Origin of the sequence: Pedobacter frigiditerrae, from assembly GCF_004331645.1 — a bacterium.
Taxonomy (GTDB): Bacteria; Bacteroidota; Bacteroidia; order Sphingobacteriales; family Sphingobacteriaceae; genus Pedobacter; species Pedobacter frigiditerrae.
The window spans coordinates 35,369-55,488 of record NZ_SJSK01000008.1; the positions used below are offsets into that span (position 1 = coordinate 35,369).

General features: G+C 34.4%; 20 protein-coding genes. 9 read left to right on the top strand and 11 right to left on the bottom strand.

Features of this window, described 5'->3' with window-relative positions:
• The first annotated feature begins 326 nt into the window (after positions 1 to 326).
• The 4 genes from EZ428_RS22150 to EZ428_RS22165 are packed head-to-tail and all read left to right on the top strand — an operon-like array spanning position 327 to position 3,139.
• Positions 327 to 1,166, top strand: a complete 840-nt coding sequence (locus tag EZ428_RS22150) for an ABC transporter ATP-binding protein (RefSeq protein WP_131555537.1) — start codon at positions 327 to 329, stop codon at positions 1,164 to 1,166.
• Positions 1,167 to 1,170: 4 nt separating this feature from the next.
• Positions 1,171 to 2,013, top strand: coding sequence for a hypothetical protein (locus tag EZ428_RS22155; RefSeq protein WP_131555538.1), 843 nt, complete (start codon positions 1,171 to 1,173; stop codon positions 2,011 to 2,013).
• Positions 2,014 to 2,016: 3 nt separating this feature from the next.
• Positions 2,017 to 2,400, top strand: coding sequence for a GntR family transcriptional regulator (locus tag EZ428_RS22160; RefSeq protein WP_131555539.1), 384 nt, complete (start codon positions 2,017 to 2,019; stop codon positions 2,398 to 2,400).
• The gene (locus tag EZ428_RS22165; protein WP_131555540.1) at positions 2,390 to 3,139 is read left to right on the top strand and encodes a hypothetical protein; all 750 of its coding nucleotides are present in this window, start codon (positions 2,390 to 2,392) and stop codon (positions 3,137 to 3,139) included. Before EZ428_RS22160 ends, EZ428_RS22165 begins: the two co-directional genes overlap by 11 nt.
• 207 nt (positions 3,140 to 3,346) lie before the next feature.
• On the opposite strand, the gene EZ428_RS22170 is transcribed toward EZ428_RS22165, so the two are convergent.
• Positions 3,347 to 4,513: a DUF3095 family protein gene (locus EZ428_RS22170; RefSeq protein ID WP_131555541.1), complete on the bottom strand. Its 1,167-nt coding sequence runs from the start codon at positions 4,511 to 4,513 to the stop codon at positions 3,347 to 3,349.
• Between the two features lie 298 nt (positions 4,514 to 4,811).
• Here EZ428_RS22170 and ettA point away from each other — a divergent pair, with 298 nt between their 5' ends.
• Positions 4,812 to 6,491 (top strand): energy-dependent translational throttle protein EttA, encoded by a 1,680-nt coding sequence (ettA, locus tag EZ428_RS22175; protein WP_131555542.1) that lies wholly within the window; start codon positions 4,812 to 4,814, stop codon positions 6,489 to 6,491.
• Positions 6,492 to 6,529: 38 nt separating this feature from the next.
• Here the strand turns inward: ettA and EZ428_RS22180 are convergent, their stop codons facing one another.
• From EZ428_RS22180 to EZ428_RS22190, 3 genes are read right to left on the bottom strand one after another with little or no spacing between them, the layout of a single operon-like run.
• On the bottom strand, positions 6,530 to 6,925 hold the full coding sequence (locus EZ428_RS22180; RefSeq protein ID WP_131555543.1) for a hypothetical protein: 396 nt from the start codon (positions 6,923 to 6,925) through the stop codon (positions 6,530 to 6,532).
• A gap of 12 nt (positions 6,926 to 6,937) precedes the next feature.
• Positions 6,938 to 7,291, bottom strand: coding sequence for a hypothetical protein (locus EZ428_RS22185; RefSeq protein WP_131555544.1), 354 nt, complete (start codon positions 7,289 to 7,291; stop codon positions 6,938 to 6,940).
• A gap of 52 nt (positions 7,292 to 7,343) precedes the next feature.
• The gene (locus EZ428_RS22190) at positions 7,344 to 7,847 is read right to left on the bottom strand and encodes a GbsR/MarR family transcriptional regulator (RefSeq protein WP_131555545.1); all 504 of its coding nucleotides are present in this window, start codon (positions 7,845 to 7,847) and stop codon (positions 7,344 to 7,346) included.
• Between the two features lie 127 nt (positions 7,848 to 7,974).
• Between EZ428_RS22190 and EZ428_RS22195 the strand changes: the two genes are divergently transcribed.
• On the top strand, positions 7,975 to 8,364 hold the full coding sequence (locus EZ428_RS22195) for a response regulator (protein ID WP_131555546.1): 390 nt from the start codon (positions 7,975 to 7,977) through the stop codon (positions 8,362 to 8,364).
• A gap of 85 nt (positions 8,365 to 8,449) precedes the next feature.
• Here the strand turns inward: EZ428_RS22195 and EZ428_RS22200 are convergent, their stop codons facing one another.
• Positions 8,450 to 8,665, bottom strand: a complete 216-nt coding sequence (locus EZ428_RS22200) for a DUF1456 family protein (protein WP_262711801.1) — start codon at positions 8,663 to 8,665, stop codon at positions 8,450 to 8,452.
• A 113-nt stretch (positions 8,666 to 8,778) separates the two neighbouring features.
• Complete coding sequence (locus EZ428_RS22205; protein WP_131555548.1) at positions 8,779 to 10,086, bottom strand: DEAD/DEAH box helicase; 1,308 nt, start codon at positions 10,084 to 10,086, stop codon at positions 8,779 to 8,781.
• Positions 10,087 to 10,358: 272 nt separating this feature from the next.
• Between EZ428_RS22205 and EZ428_RS22210 the strand changes: the two genes are divergently transcribed.
• Positions 10,359 to 10,832: a ribonuclease H-like YkuK family protein gene (locus tag EZ428_RS22210; protein ID WP_131555549.1), complete on the top strand. Its 474-nt coding sequence runs from the start codon at positions 10,359 to 10,361 to the stop codon at positions 10,830 to 10,832.
• Between the two features lie 58 nt (positions 10,833 to 10,890).
• Here the strand turns inward: EZ428_RS22210 and EZ428_RS22215 are convergent, their stop codons facing one another.
• The 3 genes from EZ428_RS22215 to EZ428_RS22225 all read right to left on the bottom strand — a co-directional run bounded on the left by EZ428_RS22215 (position 10,891) and on the right by EZ428_RS22225 (position 14,034).
• Complete coding sequence (locus EZ428_RS22215) at positions 10,891 to 11,478, bottom strand: hypothetical protein (RefSeq protein WP_131555550.1); 588 nt, start codon at positions 11,476 to 11,478, stop codon at positions 10,891 to 10,893.
• 64 nt (positions 11,479 to 11,542) lie between these two features.
• Positions 11,543 to 12,577, bottom strand: a complete 1,035-nt coding sequence (locus EZ428_RS22220; RefSeq protein ID WP_131555551.1) for a porin — start codon at positions 12,575 to 12,577, stop codon at positions 11,543 to 11,545.
• 89 nt (positions 12,578 to 12,666) lie between these two features.
• The gene (locus EZ428_RS22225) at positions 12,667 to 14,034 is read right to left on the bottom strand and encodes an ammonium transporter (RefSeq protein WP_131555552.1); all 1,368 of its coding nucleotides are present in this window, start codon (positions 14,032 to 14,034) and stop codon (positions 12,667 to 12,669) included.
• Positions 14,035 to 14,346: 312 nt separating this feature from the next.
• On the opposite strand from EZ428_RS22225, the gene EZ428_RS22230 reads away from it, so the two are divergent.
• Positions 14,347 to 14,820, top strand: a complete 474-nt coding sequence (locus EZ428_RS22230) for an SRPBCC family protein (RefSeq protein ID WP_131555553.1) — start codon at positions 14,347 to 14,349, stop codon at positions 14,818 to 14,820.
• Positions 14,821 to 14,850: 30 nt separating this feature from the next.
• Here the strand turns inward: EZ428_RS22230 and EZ428_RS22235 are convergent, their stop codons facing one another.
• On the bottom strand, positions 14,851 to 15,822 hold the full coding sequence (locus EZ428_RS22235) for a TIGR01212 family radical SAM protein (RefSeq protein ID WP_131555554.1): 972 nt from the start codon (positions 15,820 to 15,822) through the stop codon (positions 14,851 to 14,853).
• 310 nt (positions 15,823 to 16,132) lie between these two features.
• The gene (locus EZ428_RS22240) at positions 16,133 to 17,554 is read right to left on the bottom strand and encodes an APC family permease (protein WP_131555555.1); all 1,422 of its coding nucleotides are present in this window, start codon (positions 17,552 to 17,554) and stop codon (positions 16,133 to 16,135) included.
• 229 nt (positions 17,555 to 17,783) lie between these two features.
• Between EZ428_RS22240 and EZ428_RS22245 the strand changes: the two genes are divergently transcribed.
• Positions 17,784 to 20,048 carry a sodium-translocating pyrophosphatase gene (locus EZ428_RS22245; RefSeq protein ID WP_131555556.1) on the top strand — a complete coding sequence of 755 codons (2,265 nt, stop codon included), beginning with the start codon at positions 17,784 to 17,786 and terminating at the stop codon, positions 20,046 to 20,048.
• Positions 20,049 to 20,120: the final 72 nt, after the last annotated feature.

The following is a 20,120-nucleotide window of genomic DNA, read 5'->3' on the forward strand; positions in this document are numbered from 1 at the left end:
GTATTTATTAGCCAAACAAATAGTTAGACATTTGATTGTTGCGACATATAATTACTAAAAATAGATTGTTATCGATTCAATTCCAGACTTGCAATCTGGATTCATATCATAGGATTTGTAATCTGTAATACCGTTTCTATTAAGGACTAAAAATCCTTAGATACGGCTTAATGATATCAAATTACTAAGAGAATAAAATAAATCATAAAAACCACCAAATCAAAACACTGATTATCAGATATATAAATATTTAGTAAAAAATATTTTGTAATTGATCAAATATTGTTTTATAATTGCAGTGTACTACTTAACCAATACACTTAACAATGATTAATATTCAGAACCTCACTTTTGGTTATCAAAAAAACAAACTGGTATTAGATAATCTAAATCTAAAATTAGAACAGGGAAAAATTTATGGTCTATTAGGCGCAAATGGCACTGGAAAGAGCAGTTTATTGCATCAGATCTGTGGCATTATCTTCCCTCAATCAGGTAAAATTCAAGTCGACAACCATGAACCTGCCCAGCGTGAACTTGATTTTTTAAAATCCATTTACATCTTGCCTGAAGAGGTTGACACTCCGAACATTTCAATCACAGCCTATGCAGAAATCTATTCCCCTTTTTATGAGAATTTTGATTTTTCATTGTTCGATCAATTATTAACAGATTTTGAAATACCTAAAAAAAGTAATCTTCACGAGATTAGTTATGGGCAAAAGAAAAAAGTAATGATTGCCTTTGGTATTGCAACACAGACCAAGTACTTATTTTTGGATGAGCCAACAAATGGACTTGACATTCCTTCTAAGAAGCAATTCAGGAAAATAATAGCAAGTGCATTTCAAGACGACAAAATCATCATCATCAGCACACACCAAGTTAGAGACTTAGATCAATTAATCGATTGTATTTTAATCCTAGATGATAAAAAAATCATCCTTCAAGAAAATGTTGATGACATCACTGAAAAACTTCTATTTAAACAGGTGTTAGATTTATCGCAAGCAGCCAACGTTATTTATAGTGAAGGTGGTTTAAAAGGCCATGTTGTTGTTGCGGAAAACTTAAATCAAGAAAACACCAAACTCGATATGGAACTTTTCTTTAATGCCATAACTGTTCAAAAAAATCTAATTCTTTCATTATTTAATAAACTTTAAAATTATGCAATTCTCATTCACACGTTTTAATCATTTGTTTATCAAACAATGGAAAGAAAACAAGAAAGCTTATTTATTGGGGCTAATTGCACTCCCTATATTAATTGGCGTTATCTCATTAATCATGGCATATTCTACTGATTTTTCAGAAAACAATCAAAATACTGTCTTGGTTTTTGGACTACTTATTATAGGTGGAATTTTTTGCAGCACCTTGTTAGGTGATTACGCACCTAAACCTAGAGCCATTCGTTCTCTTATATTACCAACTACAAACCTTGAAAAACTATTGGTTGCGATTGTTTATGGATTAATAATTTTCCCAATAGTTTATCTAGTTATAGTATCTCCCGTAATTTTACTAGTGAACTATATAGATTTTGAAATTTTTGGGAATTTATATTTAACAGCGACTTATACATACAAGAATTTTTTGGAATTTATATTTGGAACCACTTCTATACTATCCTTTGTATTACTTTGTTCTCTTTTTTACAGAAAATTTATCTTTATAAAAGCATCGTTAACTTTTGTATGTCTAATTTTTTTATTGATAGCCTTAAATAGCGTAATAACAAATTTAACATTTGGCAATAGCCAGCCAAGCCAGTATTCAAAGGAATTTAAAAAGAGCATGGGATCGAGTGAGATAACTATTGAAAAAACAAAATTAGAATTAACAAGTTCAGGCCCATTCTCTACTTTAGAATTTAGTAATGGTACTCCTAATGCTTTTCGAATTAGCCAGGATAAAAACATAGGATTACTGTCTTTTATATTAGTGCTTCTTTTTATGCCAACCATGCTGCTTGCCTGCTTTTATAGGCTTAAAGAAATCGAATTATAAATCATGGACTTTAACATTAATTTACCCATTTATTTGCAAATAGCAGATTATGTGTGCGACAAAATTATGCTACAGCTTTGGTTACCAGATGAGAAAATACCATCAATAAGGGAATTAGCCATAGAACTTGAGGTAACACATAATACAGTGTTACGGACTTTTGAGCACCTACAAAACAAAAATATTATCTACACAAAAAGAGGCATGGGCTATTTTGTAGAACAAAATGCCCTTAGCCTACTTAATTCTAGTAAAAAAGAACAATTCTTAAAAGAAGAGCTGCCTAGTCTTTTCCATAAAATGAACATTATTGGATTTGAAATAGATGAGCTAGTGACTGAATTCGAAAAATTTAAAAACAAAAACAAACCTGACCATGAAAACTAGTTATAAAATTTTAATAGCTTTTGTTAGCATTATTCTTACAAGCTTAATAGTTTCTAACATATCCTTAAAGGCAAAATACAAAAATGGAGATTTCGATATATTAAAAGCCTCTACAGATGATATTTTCGAAATGAATAACTTAGAAAAAGTACCTCTAAAAAACTTTAAACATTTGGTGATAAATGGTTCACTTATCACTAAAAATAGAAGGGAGGTAATATTTAATCCAAATTTACAGATTAATAGCTATGGTAACCTGCCTAACATATTAGGCATAGCAGCCAATCTTAAATCGCTATTAAAACAACACGTTAGTAATGATACTTTGTATATTTCTTTTGAAAAGAACAATATTAATGAGAAAAATTTTAGACGGTTAAACTATAGTATAATGATACTGCAAACTAATAATTTACAATCTTTAAGCACAAAAAATTTAAACTGTTATGCTGAAATCTCACAAAATAGTAAACCTTTTGCTGTTATTGCTGAAAAGTCAGGAATAACATTGACCAACATTATAACTGATTCTTTAACACTTAAAGTAAGAGCAAACAGTTTTGTTAACCTTGGGAGCCATGATATTAAGTATAAAATAAAAAGCTTAAGTTATTACCTTGCTAAGGGATCTTCAATTAGTGTTTCTAATAAAGAGCTATTAGGTAAGGTTAACTGCTTAAATCCATCAAAAAACATTAGCGAAAATTATAACCTGTCCTTTTCAATCGTATCTAAATAATAACAAGCAATTAATAAGCTCTTCGTGATTACAAATTGCGAGGAGCTTATTTAGAAAGTTGGCAATTGCAAACAATAAAATAATACCTAAGATAATTAAGGCTATAAAAAAGAAGCAATAACAACTACAATTTAATCATAATAGAATATAATATAATTCTTTAGCATTCCCATTTACACGGAATGACGACAGGAAGGAATGTACATCTTACCTTTTCCATTTTACATCTTTTATCTTCCCTTTCAATATCGCAGCAGCTTTAGTATAGCCACCTTCTGCCCCATCTACAAAATGAATATGATCGTTTTTCATATCTCTTACATAACAAGACATAATTGATGCATTGCTGATATGAAAACCATATACAACTTCTCCTAAATTTTCTAGTTCATCTAAAACCTTAAACAATTTTACACGTTGCGCATCATCGCCACTAATTACAGTGTTTATTTTACCATCCATAACCAAGGTATCAGACATTTCTACCAATCGCTTTAGATATCTTTTTCCATAGGAAGTTAAAAAATAAAGTTTGCCAATAGATGTAGCTAACCAAGTTTGCAATAATTCAAATATTTTGATTTTTCCAATCCTATTTTGCATTTCTGTTTTAACACGATTGAAAGTGGAATTTAACTTTAGTTTTTCTATAGTTATAGGTTGTCTTTTTTCAACAATGCCATAAATTTCATCGATTGATTTTAGCACTTTACTGAATACTGTAGCTTGAGTTTCAACATTTGGTGAAATAACTAATAAAGTTAAAATCTCGCTGAGTTCTCCTGGAGAGCCGATTTTATCCCACCTACATTGCATACCTTCTAAATCCAATTCTTCCGATAAATCAATTTCTTGTTCAAGCTTGTAAGTTTCGCCCTTAATAATTTGTTCAGCATAACTAAGTCCATCGCCCAACACAACTGGAATTGAAAAAAACTCTGTCAAGCCAAATTTACTTAGTTTAATTTCGTGCCCTTGTCCATATATGGTTTGAACAGGCACACTCCCTACACGTAAGTCTAGCCCAAAATTTTGCAAAACATTATCTTGATAAGTCATTAGTTTTTTCATGGCCAACTCGACCAAAATAGAGGGCACGATAAACGTTGCCCCATCGCCACCAAAGAAAAAAGGAATAGCTATTTTAGCTTTGAAAGCTAAATTTAGTAAGGTCACAATGCTTCCAGTTGCTATATAATTAACAGTTTCACTAGAACCACCCAGTACGGCCGCAGTTGAGCCTTTAATATCTGTAATGATAACGTGCCAATCTTCTGGAACATTTAAAAAAGCACTTTCTTTAAGCAATAAACCACTCAATGATTTACGGTTAATGTGCATATTACCATAAAAATTGTGATTTGCGTTTGCCATTATTAGATTACTAGAATTAAGATTTTTAGAATTTTATACTCCTATAAATGTACGAATTTGAGGCTGTAAAAGATTAAAAGCATAAACACATCATCTTATACGCTTCTAATATTACGCTAGAGTCCCGATAGCTACCCAGAAAGCTGCATCTCCCATTTTTCATCGGGACATTGGAGAGCCTGCTCGAGCGCCAAAAAAAGCAAAACTTTCATTTATCAATTGAAGCTCTTTCACATCTTCCATCTTACCTCTTCCATCTTCCATTTTAACAACTATCTTTGCACAAATACTAATTAATATGTCAGACGAAAAAATAATTTTTTCAATGGCTGGAGTGAGTAAAATCTATCCACCACAGAAACAAGTTTTAAAAAATATTTACTTATCATTCTTTTACGGAGCAAAAATCGGTGTTGTTGGTTTAAACGGTTCTGGTAAATCATCATTATTAAAAATTATTGCAGGGCTAGATAAATCTTTTCAGGGCGAGGTAGTTTTTAACGCAGGTTATAGCGTTGGTTATTTAGCACAAGAGCCAATTTTAGATGAAACCAAAACAGTAAGAGAAGTAGTTGAAGAAGGTGTTGCAGAAGTTACTGCAATATTAAAAGAATACGAAGAAGTTAATGAGGCATTCGGTTTAGAAGAAAATTATTCTGATGCCGACAAAATGGATAAATTGATGGCTCGCCAAGGTGAGTTGCAAGATAAAATTGATGCCGTTAACGCTTGGGAATTAGATACAAAATTAGAGAGAGCAATGGATGCTTTGCGTTGTCCAGAGCCTGAAACGCTAATTGGTGTGCTTTCTGGAGGTGAGCGCAGAAGGGTGGCTATGTGCCGTTTATTGCTACAGGAACCAGATGTTTTATTGTTAGATGAGCCTACCAACCACTTGGATGCTGAAAGTATCGACTGGTTAGAGCAATTTTTACAGAACTACAAAGGAACTGTTATCGCTGTTACCCACGATAGGTATTTCTTAGATAACGTTGCTGGCTGGATTTTAGAATTAGACAGAGGTGAAGGCATTCCGTGGAAAGGAAATTATTCTACCTGGTTAGAGCAAAAAGCAAAACGTTTAGCGCAAGAAGACAAAACAGAGGGCAAACGTCAAAAAGCATTGGAACGTGAGCTCGAATGGGTTCGTATGGCTCCAAAAGCCCGTCACGCAAAATCTAAAGCTCGTTTAGCCAACTATGATAAACTGGCATCTGAAGATGGAAAAGAACGTGAAGACAAATTGGAATTATTTATTCCAGCTGGTCCGCGTTTGGGTAATGTGGTAATTGAAGCTAATGGGGTTACCAAAGCTTATGGTGATAAAATCTTATTCGAAAATCTGACTTTCTCTTTACCTCCGGCAGGTATTGTTGGTATTATCGGCCCAAATGGTGCGGGTAAAACAACTTTGTTCCGATTAATTACCGGACAAGAAACACCAGACAAAGGAACGTTTAGAGTTGGTGACACTGTTGCATTGGGTTATGTTGACCAAATGCACAATGATTTAGATGCAGATAAAACTGTTTACGAAAACATTACCGATGGTTTAGATAATATTCAATTAGGCAATAAAGCAGTAAGTGGTCGTGCTTATGTTTCTAAATTTAATTTTAACGGCGGCGACCAACAGAAAAAGGTTGGTATTTTATCAGGTGGAGAAAGAAATCGTGTGCACTTAGCCATAACCTTAAAAAAAGGTGCTAACGTTTTGTTACTGGATGAGCCTACGAATGATATAGACGTAAATACCTTACGTGCTTTAGAAGAAGCTTTAGAAAACTTTGGCGGTTGTGCAGTTGTGATTAGTCACGATAGGTGGTTCTTAGATAGAATTTGCACACACATTCTAGCTTTCGAAGGTAATTCTGAAGTTTACTATTTTGAAGGTAACTATTCTGATTACGAAGAAAACCGTAAGAAACGCTTGGGTGATGTTACGCCGCATAGAATCAAGTATAAGAAAATAGTTTAATAAATAAAGGCTCCATATTGGAGCCTTTATTGTTTCAATTATTGTCCAACAATAGTTGGAGGAAATTGTGCAGATCTTGGTTGTTGATTGGCTTTTCTTTTTCCTCTAAAAAAGAAATAGAGGTTGATGAAAAGCATCAAACCTAAATAGATAGAAAATCCACCTACTTTATAGCTCAAAGCTTCAATTAAGTCTTGGTACTTATCTTCATATAAGTTGATTTTTAGAATCATCAAAGCAAACCCTAGGTTTAGTAAGTAAAAGCCAGTTTCAAACAATTTATTAGTTGCACTTGCAATCTCATCCCTTCCTTTAAAAATATCTAACATATATACTTTACTATTTTTAAATAGGGTTCTAGACACATAAAATGTTAAAAATAAAGCGACAGGAACATATACTGCATAGCCGATTAAAATTTTTGTAGTTTCCATAATAAAGTTGTTTTAATGTGATTTAATTAATTTTTGAATACTTGTTGTTAGTATGATAATGTTTAAATAGTGTAGCACAGAGAGAATAGAAATAATAATGGAAATTTTAATTGCAATCACTTCTACCAATTGATTTAATGAATTGATGGTTTCCCAATCTGCCAATGTCATTGTTGCATAACCAATATTTACTAAATAATAGCCAACCAAAAGTGTTTTGTTGATCTGTTGGCAGAGTTCTAAATGATCTGGAATGAGTTCTGCGACAAATATATTTCCGTTACGATAACATATTTTGCCAACCACTACAATAATAAATACAATGATGATAATGAAAATGCTATAAGCTGTTATATTGTAGTTCATTCTCTTAATTATTAAACTTTCAGAAAATATTGAAATTTTATATTAAATTTTTTTAACCCATCATTTTCACAATCAACTTTGTTAGCCAATTATCTTTATATTCTGTTACTTTATCAATCATTGTATCAGCTTTAGCAACAAAATCGTACAATTTCTTAGTTTGATCAACGAAGTGTTTAGCTTCAACTGAACTTGTATCATTTATCGAAGAAACTTCTTTTAGAACTTTAAGCGCTGGTTTAATTTCTCTCTTACTTCTTTCTCTAGCAATTTTAGTTGCGAGTTCATCTAAATCTTTTTCGGCGGTAAAAAACTCTCTTCTCTCCCCTTGCTTAAATTCTTTATAAACAATTCCCCAATCCATCAATGCCCTTAGGTTCATACTTGCATTACCACGAGATATTTGCAATTCTTCCATGATTTCTTCCATAGAAATTGGTGTGGAAGACACCATTAAAAAAGCATGGATTTGAGCCATGGTTTTGTTTATACCCCATTGTGAGCCTAAGGCACCCCAAGTTTGAACAAATTTATTTTTAGCTTCTTTGAAATCCACAGTCAAAAGTAATAATTGTTTTTAAACTTTCAAAAATAATTGAAACTTTATTTTATTAACTAAAATTAAACTGTATTGGATTTGTGTTGTTATATATTTATTATTACAATATTATATATTTGCCATTATGAAGAAAATACTTGTTGTTGATGATGATGATGATGTTTTAGAAACCATTCAACTGATCTTAGAAATCGGAGGTTATGATGTTGAACCATTAAACGATGCAGAATTGATTTTTGAACGCATTGAAGACTTCAAACCGGACTTAATCTTACTTGATGTTGTTTTGGGTAAAATTGATGGCAGAATAGTTTGTAGCCAAATCAAATCTGATGATGACACAAAGAAAATCCCGATCTTGATGATGTCTGGCTTGTACGATTTAAAAGAAGTACAAGAAATGGAATGTGCGCCAGACGATTTTATGTCTAAGCCATTTAAAATGGATGTGCTTTTAGAAAAGATTGAAAAATTGGTAAATAGAAAAGTTACGCCTAGATACGACGTTAATTAATAAAATAACGTCATTTCGACGATAGGAGAAATCTGTGCGATAGATTTCTCGTCGCTGCGCTCACTCGAAATGAAGACAAAATTGATTAAGCTTTCTTCTCTTCTCTTGGTCCGCGTTTGTAGATAACCAAGCCATTTAAGAAATTCCTTAAAATCTGGTCGCCACATTTTTTAAAGTTTGGGTGCTCGTCGTTCCTAAAAATATCACCTAACTCACTTTTAGTAACTGTAAAACCTACCAATTTACAGATTTCTATAATCTGGTCGCTATTTAAGGATAATGCTACCCTTAATTTTTTCATTATATCGTTGTTGCTCATTCTTAGTATATAGTAGTTAGTATCAAGTATCAAGACCTATGTTGACTAGAAATTTGCTCTATTCTTTCGGTCTTTTCCGACTTTCGGACTTCTCTCTACATTGCTGTTTCTATCTTTACCTTTTTATTCTTTACTCTTTCGTTAGCCAAAGTTCTTAAAACTTGAGGAACCAATTTCCTTTTAATTGCTACGTAAGATGCTTGATCTTTAACTTCAATCAGCCCAACATCATCTTTCTGTAGTCCTCCTTTTTTAAGTAGCAGGCCAACAATATCAATTTTATTAACCTTATCTTTTTTACCAGCACTAATATATAAAGTTTGCCAAATACTATCTTGTGGCAATTTATAGGGTCCTTTTAACTTTTCGGTTTCAATGTCTTCTTTTAAGAATGGGTATTTTTCATCATCAGCCAAAATTAAGTAGGCTGTTCCTTTGGCATTCATCCTAGCCGTGCGTCCATTTCTATGTAAAAATGCATCTTCAGTGTAAGGCAATTGATAATGTATAATGTACTCGACCTCAGGGATATCTAAACCTCTAGAAGCTAAATCGGTAGTGATTAAAATTTTGATACTGCCATTTCTAAACTTCAGCAAAGCCCTCTCCCGCTCATCTTGCTCCATTCCACCATGAAAAATATCATGCGCTAAATCTTTATCAATTAATAAATCGCTAATCCTATCTACAGTTTCCCTGTGATTACAGAAGATCAAAGTTGTCTTACTACCAATTTTACAAATGAGCTCGAATAAGGTATCTAACTTATCTTCTGCTGTTGTCTGCACTTTTTTTAGTTTTAAGTCTGGTGCGATTTGCACATCCTGCAAAAAATTAATTTCCTTATGGTTTTTTAAACCTGTAAAAGCTGGAATTTCTTCCATCGCAGTGGCAGAGGTTAGTATTCTTTGTTTTAAAGAGTATAAAGTACCGATGATATGCGACATATCTTCTGTAAAACCGAACTCTAAAGCTTTATCAAATTCATCCAATACTAAAGTAGTGATGAAAGATTCATCGAAATTTTTATGGCGTAAGTGATAGGCTATTCTACCTGGCGTTCCAATTAAAACTGCAGGTGGCTGTTCTAGGTTATTCCGTTCAGTTTTTATCGGGTGACCACCATAACAGCAATTCACTTTGTAGCCAGTTCCCATTTGTTTAAACACCTGCTCAATTTGCAAAGCCAACTCACGTGATGGAACCAAAATTAAACACTGAACTCCTTTACTCTCTTTGTTTAAGTTATTTAAAACCGGAAGCAAAAAGGCCAAGGTTTTCCCAGAACCTGTTGGGGCCAAAACCAAAATATCGTTTCCTTTTTTTGTTGCCGAAATAGATGCCTCTTGCATTTGGTTAAGGGCAGTAATTTTCAGGTTATCGAGTATTGGTTGAAGTATCATTTTGCAAAGGTAATTATATAAAACGATTAAGGAACAAAGAGCAAGGAATAAGGATTGACGAGCCATTTTCTCTGCCTGTTCGGCAGGCAGACATCTTCCGTTTTCCCTCTTCCATCTTATTATCGTATCTTGTTGATAACCAAAGAAATGTTGACAAATAAACAATACTAAATTAACCATTATATAATGCTAACCTCTTAATTTTAGGAAACCTGATTACGGGTTGCCCCCCATAGGGGCGCCTACGGAGTTAACCTTAACACCAATAACGTATGACCTGGAAGAAATTTAGTGGCGAAGTTATTCATTCGTCAATCTTAGAAGAAGTAGAACAAGCGATTATCCGCGAAACCGAAAATGGTTACAAATTAAAGGTTTGCATTGGCACCGATTCTCAAGTTAAAGGCGCACTAACAGACTTTGCAACTGTAATTGTTTTATTGAGAGAACACCATGGTGGGTTTATGTACATTGCTCAAGACAAAACCACTCAAAAGATGGGCATTAAAGAGAGGATGTTGGTTGAGGTTCAAAAATCTATAGAAACAGCCTACTCTATTTGCGATTTATTAGACATTTACGATGTTGACTTAGAAGTTCACGCTGACATTAATACCAACCCAATGTTTAAATCTAATAAGGCTTTAAATGAAGCAATGGGTTATATTTTAAGCATGGGCTTTATTTTTAAGGCAAAACCAGAAGCATTTGCAAGCAGTACTTGTGCAGACAAGATGGTACACTAGAGTTTTATGTGATAAGTTATTAAGTAATAAGTATATTAACTTAAAACTTAACAATCAATTACCATTCTTTCTTAACCACTGTTTTTTCTTTGGAAGGGGCAATTACAGGCGCTTTGCTAGCCATGTAAACTTTAAACTTGGCAGCTAACTCCTTCGCATATTGGGTAGTTTGAACTTGATATTCTTTCCATTGGGAATTGTTTAATTTTCCGGGTTCGTTTTCTAATGGAGTACCAATACTTGTACTTGCCACAAAATTGCCATAACGATCACGTTGATAAGGAATGAAATTGAAATCTGTTAACCAAAACCGATATTTTCCATCCCTAATTTCAACTTGAAAATCAAATAATACTTCTCCAGAAGGATGCCCTACTACCAATAAGGTTTTATTAATGATAATTTTACCACTTGCTACAAATGCCGTATCACCCTGAGCCGATTTATATTTCAGTTCCTTATTTTGTTTTTTCAGGTAGCCTACAGCTCTAATTTTAAGAGAGTCTTTAGGTATTTTTGTGTTAACTACCTCGTAGTAAATAAATTTTCCATGCTCGTCTACAGGTAAAATACTTTCTGCTGGCTTCTGCGCTTTTGCCAAACCAACTAAACAAAGCAAACAAATAAAACTTGATACAAACTTCATAGGATAAATATAAAAAAAACGTCCCGAAAAAATCGGGACGTTTAATAAGATTACGTTGTTATTATTAAAATGCGTAAACTGCAGCCAATGAGAATTGCGAAGCTGTTTTTGAAGGCGCTAAACTTGATTTAACAAATCCTTGACTTAAATCTTTATCGCTATCAAAGCGAACCTCAGGAATGAAAGTTAAACCACCAGCTTTAATATTTCCTGAAAAGGTAATTGCAGCTACACTTGCATCTGCTGCGCCAGAAACTCCTTTATAATTAAAATATTCACCTCTTAAACCTAATGATACAGCAGGTGTAAATGCATATTGAGGATATAAAGCAACACCTGTATAACCAAATTTATCATCGCCAGCACTTAAATCTGCAGCGTTTAAGCCTAATTTGAATTTATCAGTAATTTGATAAGCGGTTGTTAAATCTATAATTGTACTATAGTTTCCGTAAGCATCCAATCCATGTAAACCATTGATATAAGCAGTCCATCCTTTAACAGGAGAAATCATTAATTGACCACCAACACTAGATACACCACGTGAAGCACTGTACTGATTCCATTCATTAAACAATCCTAACATTAAACTTACTTTATCTGAAAAAGCATAAGTTCCTTTAATACCTGCATTTTGGAAAGGGCCAGAACCAAACAAGTAAGAAGTAGAGTAGTTGAAGTTTCCAACCGGAGAAATTACCTCATATCCTACAAAAGTACCCATATAACCTGCAGCCATACTGAATTTATCAGAAAAAGCATAGTTAACATATAAGTTTTGGATATGGAAACTGTTTTCAGTCTCATCATAAGCACCAGCAGCATTCGGAATAGACTGAGCTTGACCGCGAGGGCCAAAAGACAACTCACCTACAAAAGATGCTTTACCAGTAGTTTTCTTAAGGGCTAAATCAATCATACCTAAAGAAACTGAATTTTGCTCGTTAGCAAAATAGGTTTTAATGTTACCTGTTTTGCTAAAATCGTATTTATAATAAGTGTCTACTGAACCAGAGATTTGTAATGGAGTAGCGTCTTGTGCATAAGCAGTTGTACCTAGACCTAAGGCTAGAAGCGAAAGTAAAGATTTGATTTTCATATTTTAAAATTGAAGCGTTATAATTAAACCGGTTATCTGTGAAAGGGAGTAATAAAGCTCTAGCCTTATTTAAAGCTAGAGCAGTAATTTTATTTATTTGGAACTTCTTGTCCTGCAACAATTAGAGTACCTTGAGAGTATTTCTCATCATGTTGACTTGCATCCAAACCTTCTTCTTCTTCTTCAGAAGTTACGCGGATTGGTTGAACTAAGTTGATTAATTTGAAGATGATGAAAGACACAACAAAACTAAATATGATTACAATTACAGCTCCTTTTAATTGTGTAAAGAAGAATGTTGGATTGCCATAGAACAAACCATCAGCACCTGCAGTATTTACAGTTTTAGTTGCAAATACGCCAGTTAATAACATACCAACTATACCACCAACACCGTGACAAGGAAACACATCTAAAGTATCATCTAAACTAGTTTTTTGTTTCCAAGAAACAACAAGGTTAGAGATCACAGCAGCAATTGCACCGATAAATATACTTGAAGGAATGCTTACAAAACCAGCACCCGGAGTAATAGCAACTAAACCTACAACCGCACCAATACAAAATCCTAATACAGAAGGTTTTTTACCTCTAGCTACATCAAAAAACATCCATGATAAACCAGCAGCACCCGCCGCAGTATTAGTAGTAATGAAAGATGAAACAGCTAAGCTACCAGCTCCAACAGCAGAACCTGCATTGAAACCGAACCAACCGAACCATAATAAACCTGTACCAATTAATACATAAGGAATATTAGCAGGTGGAACTTCTTTATGCTCTAAGTGAGATTTTCTACGTTTTAAAACCAAAGCACCAGCTAATGCAGCCATACCAGCAGAAATGTGAACTACTGTACCACCAGCAAAATCCAAAACTCCCATTTTAAATAAGAAGCCATCTGGGTGCCATGTCCAATGCGCTAATGGAGAATACACCAATAAAGCGAATAACACAATAAATAAAATATATGAAGTAAAGCGAATACGCTCAGCTACAGCACCAACTACTAAACCTGGTGTGATAATAGCAAACATTAATTGGAAAACAGCAAACAATGAAAGTGGAATTGTTGCAGCTAAGCTCCAAGATGGTCCAGAATTTACACCTTGAAAAAAGAAGAATGTTCTAGGATCACCAATAAAACCTCCAATTGAAGTTCCAAAAGCCAAACTAAAACCAACTACAACCCAAAGAACAGTAATTACACCTGCGGCAACTACACTTTTGATCATTGTTGAAAGAACATTTTTACGATGAACCATTCCTCCGTAAAAAAATGCAAGTCCTGGTGTCATTAAAAATACAAGAGCCGCAGCTACTAGCATGAAAGCAATATCAGCAGCATTGTACTTTCCTTCATCAAAATTTGGAAGTAAAGGAATGAAAAGTGCGAAGATTGCAACTACCATTAAAATCACAAATGGAGCGTACTGTTTAAATAAAATTTTACCCATAATTTTTAGTGTTTGCGTTATTATTTTGATTAATTTCCTAAAACTAGTAATAAATTTTTAAATATTACCATAAATTTTAATCAAAAATGTAAAAACACACTAAAAAAATAAAACAAAAGCGAAAATTACCACCAAACGACACATTTTTAAGTAAAACACAATAAAATGAAAGCATTTTTTCTTAAAAATTGCTAATTTTTACAAAATTAATGACCGAAAACGCTCACAATTACGAAAAATGCAAAAAACAGAGCATTTTTAAACCTTAATTTATGACAATCCAATTATTGCCAGATTACGTAGATTTGATTTATGAAATCACACCAAATTATCTTCACACAAAATCTGCCAATTCCACTTTCTGCTGCTTGGGATTTTTTCTCAAGCCCAGCAAATCTTGCTGAAATAACACCAAACGACATGGAGTTTATTGTTACATCGGCAGGTAGCGAAGGCAAAATGTACCCTGGTATGATTATCACCTATAAGGTTTCACCTTTGTTTGGAGTTCATTTAAACTGGATGACAGAAATAACTCAAGTAGAACCCGAAAAGTATTTTATTGACGAGCAACGTTTCGGACCTTTTAAGTTTTGGCATCATCAACATCACTTTAAAACAATAGATGGTGGTGTAGAAATGACAGATATTTTAACTTACGGCTTGCCTCTTGGGTTTTTAGGCGGAATAGCGCACAGCATTACGGTAAAAAATAAAATCAAGCAGATATTTATTTTTAGAGAGAAAAAGGTAGTTGAGTTGTTTGGACTGTATAAAGAGAAATAAAAATTACCTTATTGCCAAATTGCTGAAGTGTTAGATTGTTGAATTGTTAACCATACCAACTTCATACATCGAGCCTTGTTGCACGCCCCTTCTTTCAATTTCCTTATCTATATAAGTTTGTATAGCAGATTTATTTAAACCCCAATTTGGCGCAATTAATAAATCCCAATCAGAAATACCGAATAAACGTTGTATAACAATATCTGGTCTTAACAAAGGAATTAACTCGCAAAGCAAATCGGTATATTCTTCTAATGTAAAAAGCTTAAAAGGGTTCTTCTTAAACTTTGCCCCCATGATAGAGCCTTCCACAATGTGTAAATGATGAAATTTCACAAATTTGATTTGCGGGAAACGGTTAATCTCGTGAATATAGCCATACATCATCTCTCTAGTTTCCCAGGGAAAGCCGAAAATTGTATGCACACATAAGTCTAGTTTAGAGTCCTTTAACAGCTCAACAGCCTCTACAAACTCCGCATGACTACAACCCCTATTTATCTGGTTAAGGGTTTCATCATATATAGATTCCATTCCCATCTCTAAATCGACATCAAAACGATCGGTATAACTTTCTAATAAAGCTACCTTCTCTGCGTCAATACAATCTGGTCTTGTGCCCACAGAAAAACCAACCACATCTTCAGTATTTATAGATAATGCTTCATCGTACATCATCTTTAAATAATGTGTTGGCGCATAGGTATTGGTATTGGGTTGAAAATAAACAATGTATTTATCTGCCTTATAAGAAGTTTTAGCCCTTCTCATCCCTTCCTCCAATTGCTCTTTGATAGTTGGCAACTTTCGTGAAGGCTCTGGCGTAAAGGAATCTACATTACAATAGGTACAACCGCCATAACCTTTACTGCCATCGCGATTTGGACAAGTAAAACCCCCATCTACAATTACCTTAAATACACGCTGACCGTTATATTTTTCACGTAAATGAATGCCATAACCTTTATAACCTTTTATACCCGAATCTAATGCAGTTCCCATTGGTTACAAAGATAAGGATTTTTAGGAGCTTAATTGTCTTGAATAGGATTTTGAAGATGAGATGATTATAGGATTAAAGTTTCAAGACAATTAGAAAAGAAGTGACAGCACAGCTATTTAAGTTAACGAAACCCGATCACAACCAAAACCCTCTTTGTCATGCTGAGCCGGTCGAAGCACAAAATGATTGGAGTGAAGAGCGGGGTTATCCAAGGCCATCAGTACTGCACTGCAACCACTTTTGTAAAACAAAAAAGGACGACAAGAAACTAATCTCATCATCCTTTATCCTACTAATCCTTAAATCGTTCTAATCTTGAGCCTCTTTAGGTTTAGTCATATAATATACTGGAATACCGATTAACATGATTAAAACACCCCAACCACAAGTGCTGGTTTTAGTAATTAATAATCCTATTGAAACCGCAGTTGCTACAATTATATATATAAAAGGTAAAACTGGGTAACCAAACGCTTTATAAGGACGTTCGGCATTTGGCATTTTTCTTCTCAAAATAAAAATTCCGTATATAGTTAATATATAGAATATCAATACGATGATAATTACAAAATCAAGTAGTGCTCCATACTGGCCAGTTAAACATAAGAGTGACGCCCAAATACCTTGTGCCCATAATGCCCACTCAGGAACATTAAACTTATTTAAGTTACTTGCTTTTTTAAAGAATAAACCATCTTTAGACATGGTATAATAAACCCTTGCCCCAGCCATGATCAATCCATTATTACAAGCAAAGGTTGATATCATGATCATCACTGCAATGATGATAGTTCCAATATTACCGAAAATATATTGCGCCGCAGCAACAGCTACTCTATCTGATGGTGCATTTGCAATTTCATTAAGAGGCATAACCGCAACATACATCACATTGGCCAAAATATAAATTACACTTACAATTAAAGTCCCTAAGAATAAACTTAAACCAACATTACGTTGAGGGTTTTTAATCTCACCAGCAATAAAGGTTACACCGTTCCAAGCATCACTACTAAATAATGAACCCACCATAGACGCTACAATGCCAGACATCAAAGCCGTACCACCAATACTTACCCATGATGCAGAACTTGCATCGAACATTTTAGAATCCCAAGCGTTAGTCCAATTAGCATTCCAAACATCAGCTTTTGCTGCTAATGTTAGCCCAAAGATAATTAAGCCAAATAGCGATAGGATTTTAATAATGGTTAAGAAGGTTTGAAGCATTTTGCTATCCTTAACCCCCCTTGTATTAATATAAGTTAACAACACAATGGTAACGATAGAAACTAATTGAGCGGCATTTAACTGGAAAGAACCTGCCTCATACAAAATGTTTTCATTACTTAATGGCGGATATAAATAAGCGGCAAATTTCGCAAATGCCACTCCAACTGCGGCGATTGTTCCCGTTTGAATTACAGCAAAGAAACTCCAACCATATAAAAAAGCAATTAACTTATTGTATGCTTCCTTTAAATAAACATACTGACCACCAGCTTTTGGAAACATGGCACTTAACTCACCGTAACTAACTGCAGCAATCATGGTAATTACAGCAGTAAGCACCCAGATTAGAATTAGCCAGCCAGCAGAGCCAACTTGCCTGGTTATATCTGCACTTACTATAAATATTCCCGATCCTATCATCGAGCCTACAACTAGCATTGTGCCATCAAATAGGCCAAGCTCTCTCTTAAAAGACCCCTCTTCTTTTTGGTTTTCCATATTTAGTTAATTTGTTTAGTTTATTTAGCTTTATATTGGACTAAGATATATTAAATTACAAGTAAAAAAAATAGTCGTAAACGTTCTCTTTGCAACAATATTATTCAAAAAGAAAAAATGTTAACAATCAATTTGCTAAAAATTTGGTTATTAGCTAAACACGCTTATTTTTGTTCTCCTTGTATTATTTTCAATCTGCAACTAAACAACCAAAATATAAATTTAAACTATGGATTTTCTACAAAACAATTTAATCTACTCGATTCCTCTTCTGGGAATCATCGGCATTCTGGTCATGGCCGTGAAAAGTGCATGGGTAAACAAACAAGACGCAGGTGATGCAAACATGCAAGAACTTGCTGGCTACATTGCCGATGGCGCAATGGCCTTTTTAAAAGCAGAATGGAAAGTATTGAGCATTTTTGCAGTTTTTACTGCTGCGCTTTTGGCGTACTCTGGTACTATAACTGAAATTAACGGTGTTCCTATGCATTCAAGCTGGATCATTTCTATCGCTTTCTTAATTGGTGCTTTTTTCTCAGCACTTGCTGGATATATTGGAATGAAAGCAGCTACAAAAGCTAACGTGCGTACTACACAAGCTGCTAGAACTAGTTTAAAACAAGCGCTTAAAGTAAGTTTTACAGGTGGAACAGTAATGGGACTTGGGGTTGCTGGTTTAGCCGTTTTAGGCCTAGGCGGTTTATTTATTGTTTTCTTATCTTATTTTGATGTTGTCGGAACTGATGGAGCCGTGAGCGTAGTAAATATGAAAACCGCAATTGAAGTTTTAACAGGATTCTCTCTTGGGGCAGAATCAATTGCTTTATTTGCCCGAGTTGGTGGTGGTATTTATACTAAAGCTGCCGATGTTGGCGCAGATTTAGTAGGTAAGGTGGAAGCTGGTATTCCTGAAGATGACGTTCGCAACCCTGCAACAATTGCAGATAACGTAGGTGATAACGTGGGTGATGTTGCGGGTATGGGTGCCGATTTATTTGGTTCGTATGTTGCAACTATCTTAGCAACTATGGTATTAGGACAAGAAATTACCGTTACTGATAAATTTGGTGGTATGTCTCCTATCCTTTTACCAATGGTAATTTGTGGCCTAGGCATTATCTTTTCTATTATCGGAACTTGGTTTGTAACCATAAAGGATGAAAAATCTAATGTTCAAACTGCACTAAACCTAGGAAATTGGTCATCTATTTTAATAACTGCTATTTCCTCATTCTTTATTGTTAAATGGATGTTGCCCGAAACCTTAAACCTTCGTGGTTATGAGTTTTCTAGTATGAATGTTTTTTATGCAATCATGGTTGGTTTAGTAGTAGGTACAATCATGAGTATCGTAACTGAGTATTATACCGCTATGGGAAAAGCACCAGTTAATTCAATTATCCAACAATCTTCTACAGGTCACGCAACTAATATCATCGCAGGTTTATCAGTTGGTATGAAATCTACGGTTATTCCGATTTTGGTTTTAGCTGGCGGTATCATGTCTTCTTATTACTTTGCAGGACTATATGGTGTAGCTATTGCAGCAGCTGGAATGATGGCAACTACTGCCATGCAATTAGCAATTGATGCTTTTGGCCCAATTGCAGACAACGCAGGCGGTATCGCAGAAATGAGCCAGTTACCTCCAGAAGTTCGTGAACGTACAGATAATTTAGATGCGGTTGGTAATACAACTGCGGCTACTGGAAAAGGATTTGCTATTGCTTCGGCAGCTTTAACTTCTTTGGCATTATTTGCAGCTTTTGTAGGCATTGCTGGTATTTCAGCAATTGATATTTACAAAGCACCAGTTTTAGCTGGTTTATTTGTAGGTGGGATGATTCCATTTGTATTCTCTGCATTGTGTATTCAGGCTGTTGGTAAAGCAGCAATGGATATGGTACAAGAGGTTCGTCGCCAGTTCCGCGAAATCCCTGGAATCATGGAATATAAAGCGAAACCAGAATACGAAAAATGTGTAGCTATTTCTACCAAGGCTTCCATTCGTGAAATGATGTTACCTGGTGCCATTGCCTTAATTACACCAGTTGTTGTTGGGTTTGTTTTTGGCCCAGAGGTTTTAGGCGGTTTATTAGCAGGTGTAACTGTGTGTGGTGTATTGATGGGTATTTTCCAATCAAACGCAGGTGGAGCTTGGGATAATGCTAAAAAGTCATTCGAAAAAGGAGTAGAAATCAATGGTGAGATGTATTACAAAAAATCAGAACCACACAAAGCTTCTGTAACTGGAGATACTGTTGGCGATCCATTTAAAGATACATCAGGCCCTTCAATGAACATCTTGATCAAACTAATGTCGATTGTTTCATTGGTTATTGCACCTTACATTGCAATCAGTAGCACTAGCGACACAAATGTTAAAGAACAAGTAATAAAAGAGGTTAGAATCATCAAAACTGTTGATTCTTTAGGCAATGAAAAGATAGATACTATTAAAAACGACGTAGACACGATTACAAATCGTTAGTTAAATCATAAATGTTACTAAATAAAGGGGGTTTTGAATAAAAATCCCCTTTATTTTTAAATTAATTTTATT

Bases quoted from the DNA above. Each gene is read 5' to 3' on its own strand.
- EZ428_RS22245 (WP_131555556.1), top strand. From the start codon at position 17,784: ATGGATTTTCTACAAAACAATTTAATCTACTCGATTCCTCTTCTGGGA.
- EZ428_RS22205 (WP_131555548.1), bottom strand. From the start codon at position 10,086: ATGATACTTCAACCAATACTCGATAACCTGAAAATTACTGCCCTTAAC.
- EZ428_RS22180 (WP_131555543.1), bottom strand. From the start codon at position 6,925: ATGGAAACTACAAAAATTTTAATCGGCTATGCAGTATATGTTCCTGTC.
- EZ428_RS22230 (WP_131555553.1), top strand. From the start codon at position 14,347: ATGAAATCACACCAAATTATCTTCACACAAAATCTGCCAATTCCACTT.
- EZ428_RS22165 (WP_131555540.1), top strand. From the start codon at position 2,390: ATGAAAACTAGTTATAAAATTTTAATAGCTTTTGTTAGCATTATTCTT.
- EZ428_RS22240 (WP_131555555.1), bottom strand. From the start codon at position 17,554: ATGGAAAACCAAAAAGAAGAGGGGTCTTTTAAGAGAGAGCTTGGCCTA.
- EZ428_RS22235 (WP_131555554.1), bottom strand. From the start codon at position 15,822: ATGGGAACTGCATTAGATTCGGGTATAAAAGGTTATAAAGGTTATGGC.
- EZ428_RS22215 (WP_131555550.1), bottom strand. From the start codon at position 11,478: ATGAAGTTTGTATCAAGTTTTATTTGTTTGCTTTGTTTAGTTGGTTTG.
- EZ428_RS22220 (WP_131555551.1), bottom strand. From the start codon at position 12,577: ATGAAAATCAAATCTTTACTTTCGCTTCTAGCCTTAGGTCTAGGTACA.
- EZ428_RS22210 (WP_131555549.1), top strand. From the start codon at position 10,359: ATGACCTGGAAGAAATTTAGTGGCGAAGTTATTCATTCGTCAATCTTA.
- EZ428_RS22200 (WP_262711801.1), bottom strand. From the start codon at position 8,665: ATGAAAAAATTAAGGGTAGCATTATCCTTAAATAGCGACCAGATTATA.
- EZ428_RS22155 (WP_131555538.1), top strand. From the start codon at position 1,171: ATGCAATTCTCATTCACACGTTTTAATCATTTGTTTATCAAACAATGG.
- EZ428_RS22185 (WP_131555544.1), bottom strand. From the start codon at position 7,291: ATGAACTACAATATAACAGCTTATAGCATTTTCATTATCATCATTGTA.
- EZ428_RS22170 (WP_131555541.1), bottom strand. From the start codon at position 4,513: ATGGCAAACGCAAATCACAATTTTTATGGTAATATGCACATTAACCGT.
- ettA (WP_131555542.1), top strand. From the start codon at position 4,812: ATGTCAGACGAAAAAATAATTTTTTCAATGGCTGGAGTGAGTAAAATC.
- EZ428_RS22160 (WP_131555539.1), top strand. From the start codon at position 2,017: ATGGACTTTAACATTAATTTACCCATTTATTTGCAAATAGCAGATTAT.
- EZ428_RS22150 (WP_131555537.1), top strand. From the start codon at position 327: ATGATTAATATTCAGAACCTCACTTTTGGTTATCAAAAAAACAAACTG.
- EZ428_RS22195 (WP_131555546.1), top strand. From the start codon at position 7,975: ATGAAGAAAATACTTGTTGTTGATGATGATGATGATGTTTTAGAAACC.
- EZ428_RS22225 (WP_131555552.1), bottom strand. From the start codon at position 14,034: ATGGGTAAAATTTTATTTAAACAGTACGCTCCATTTGTGATTTTAATG.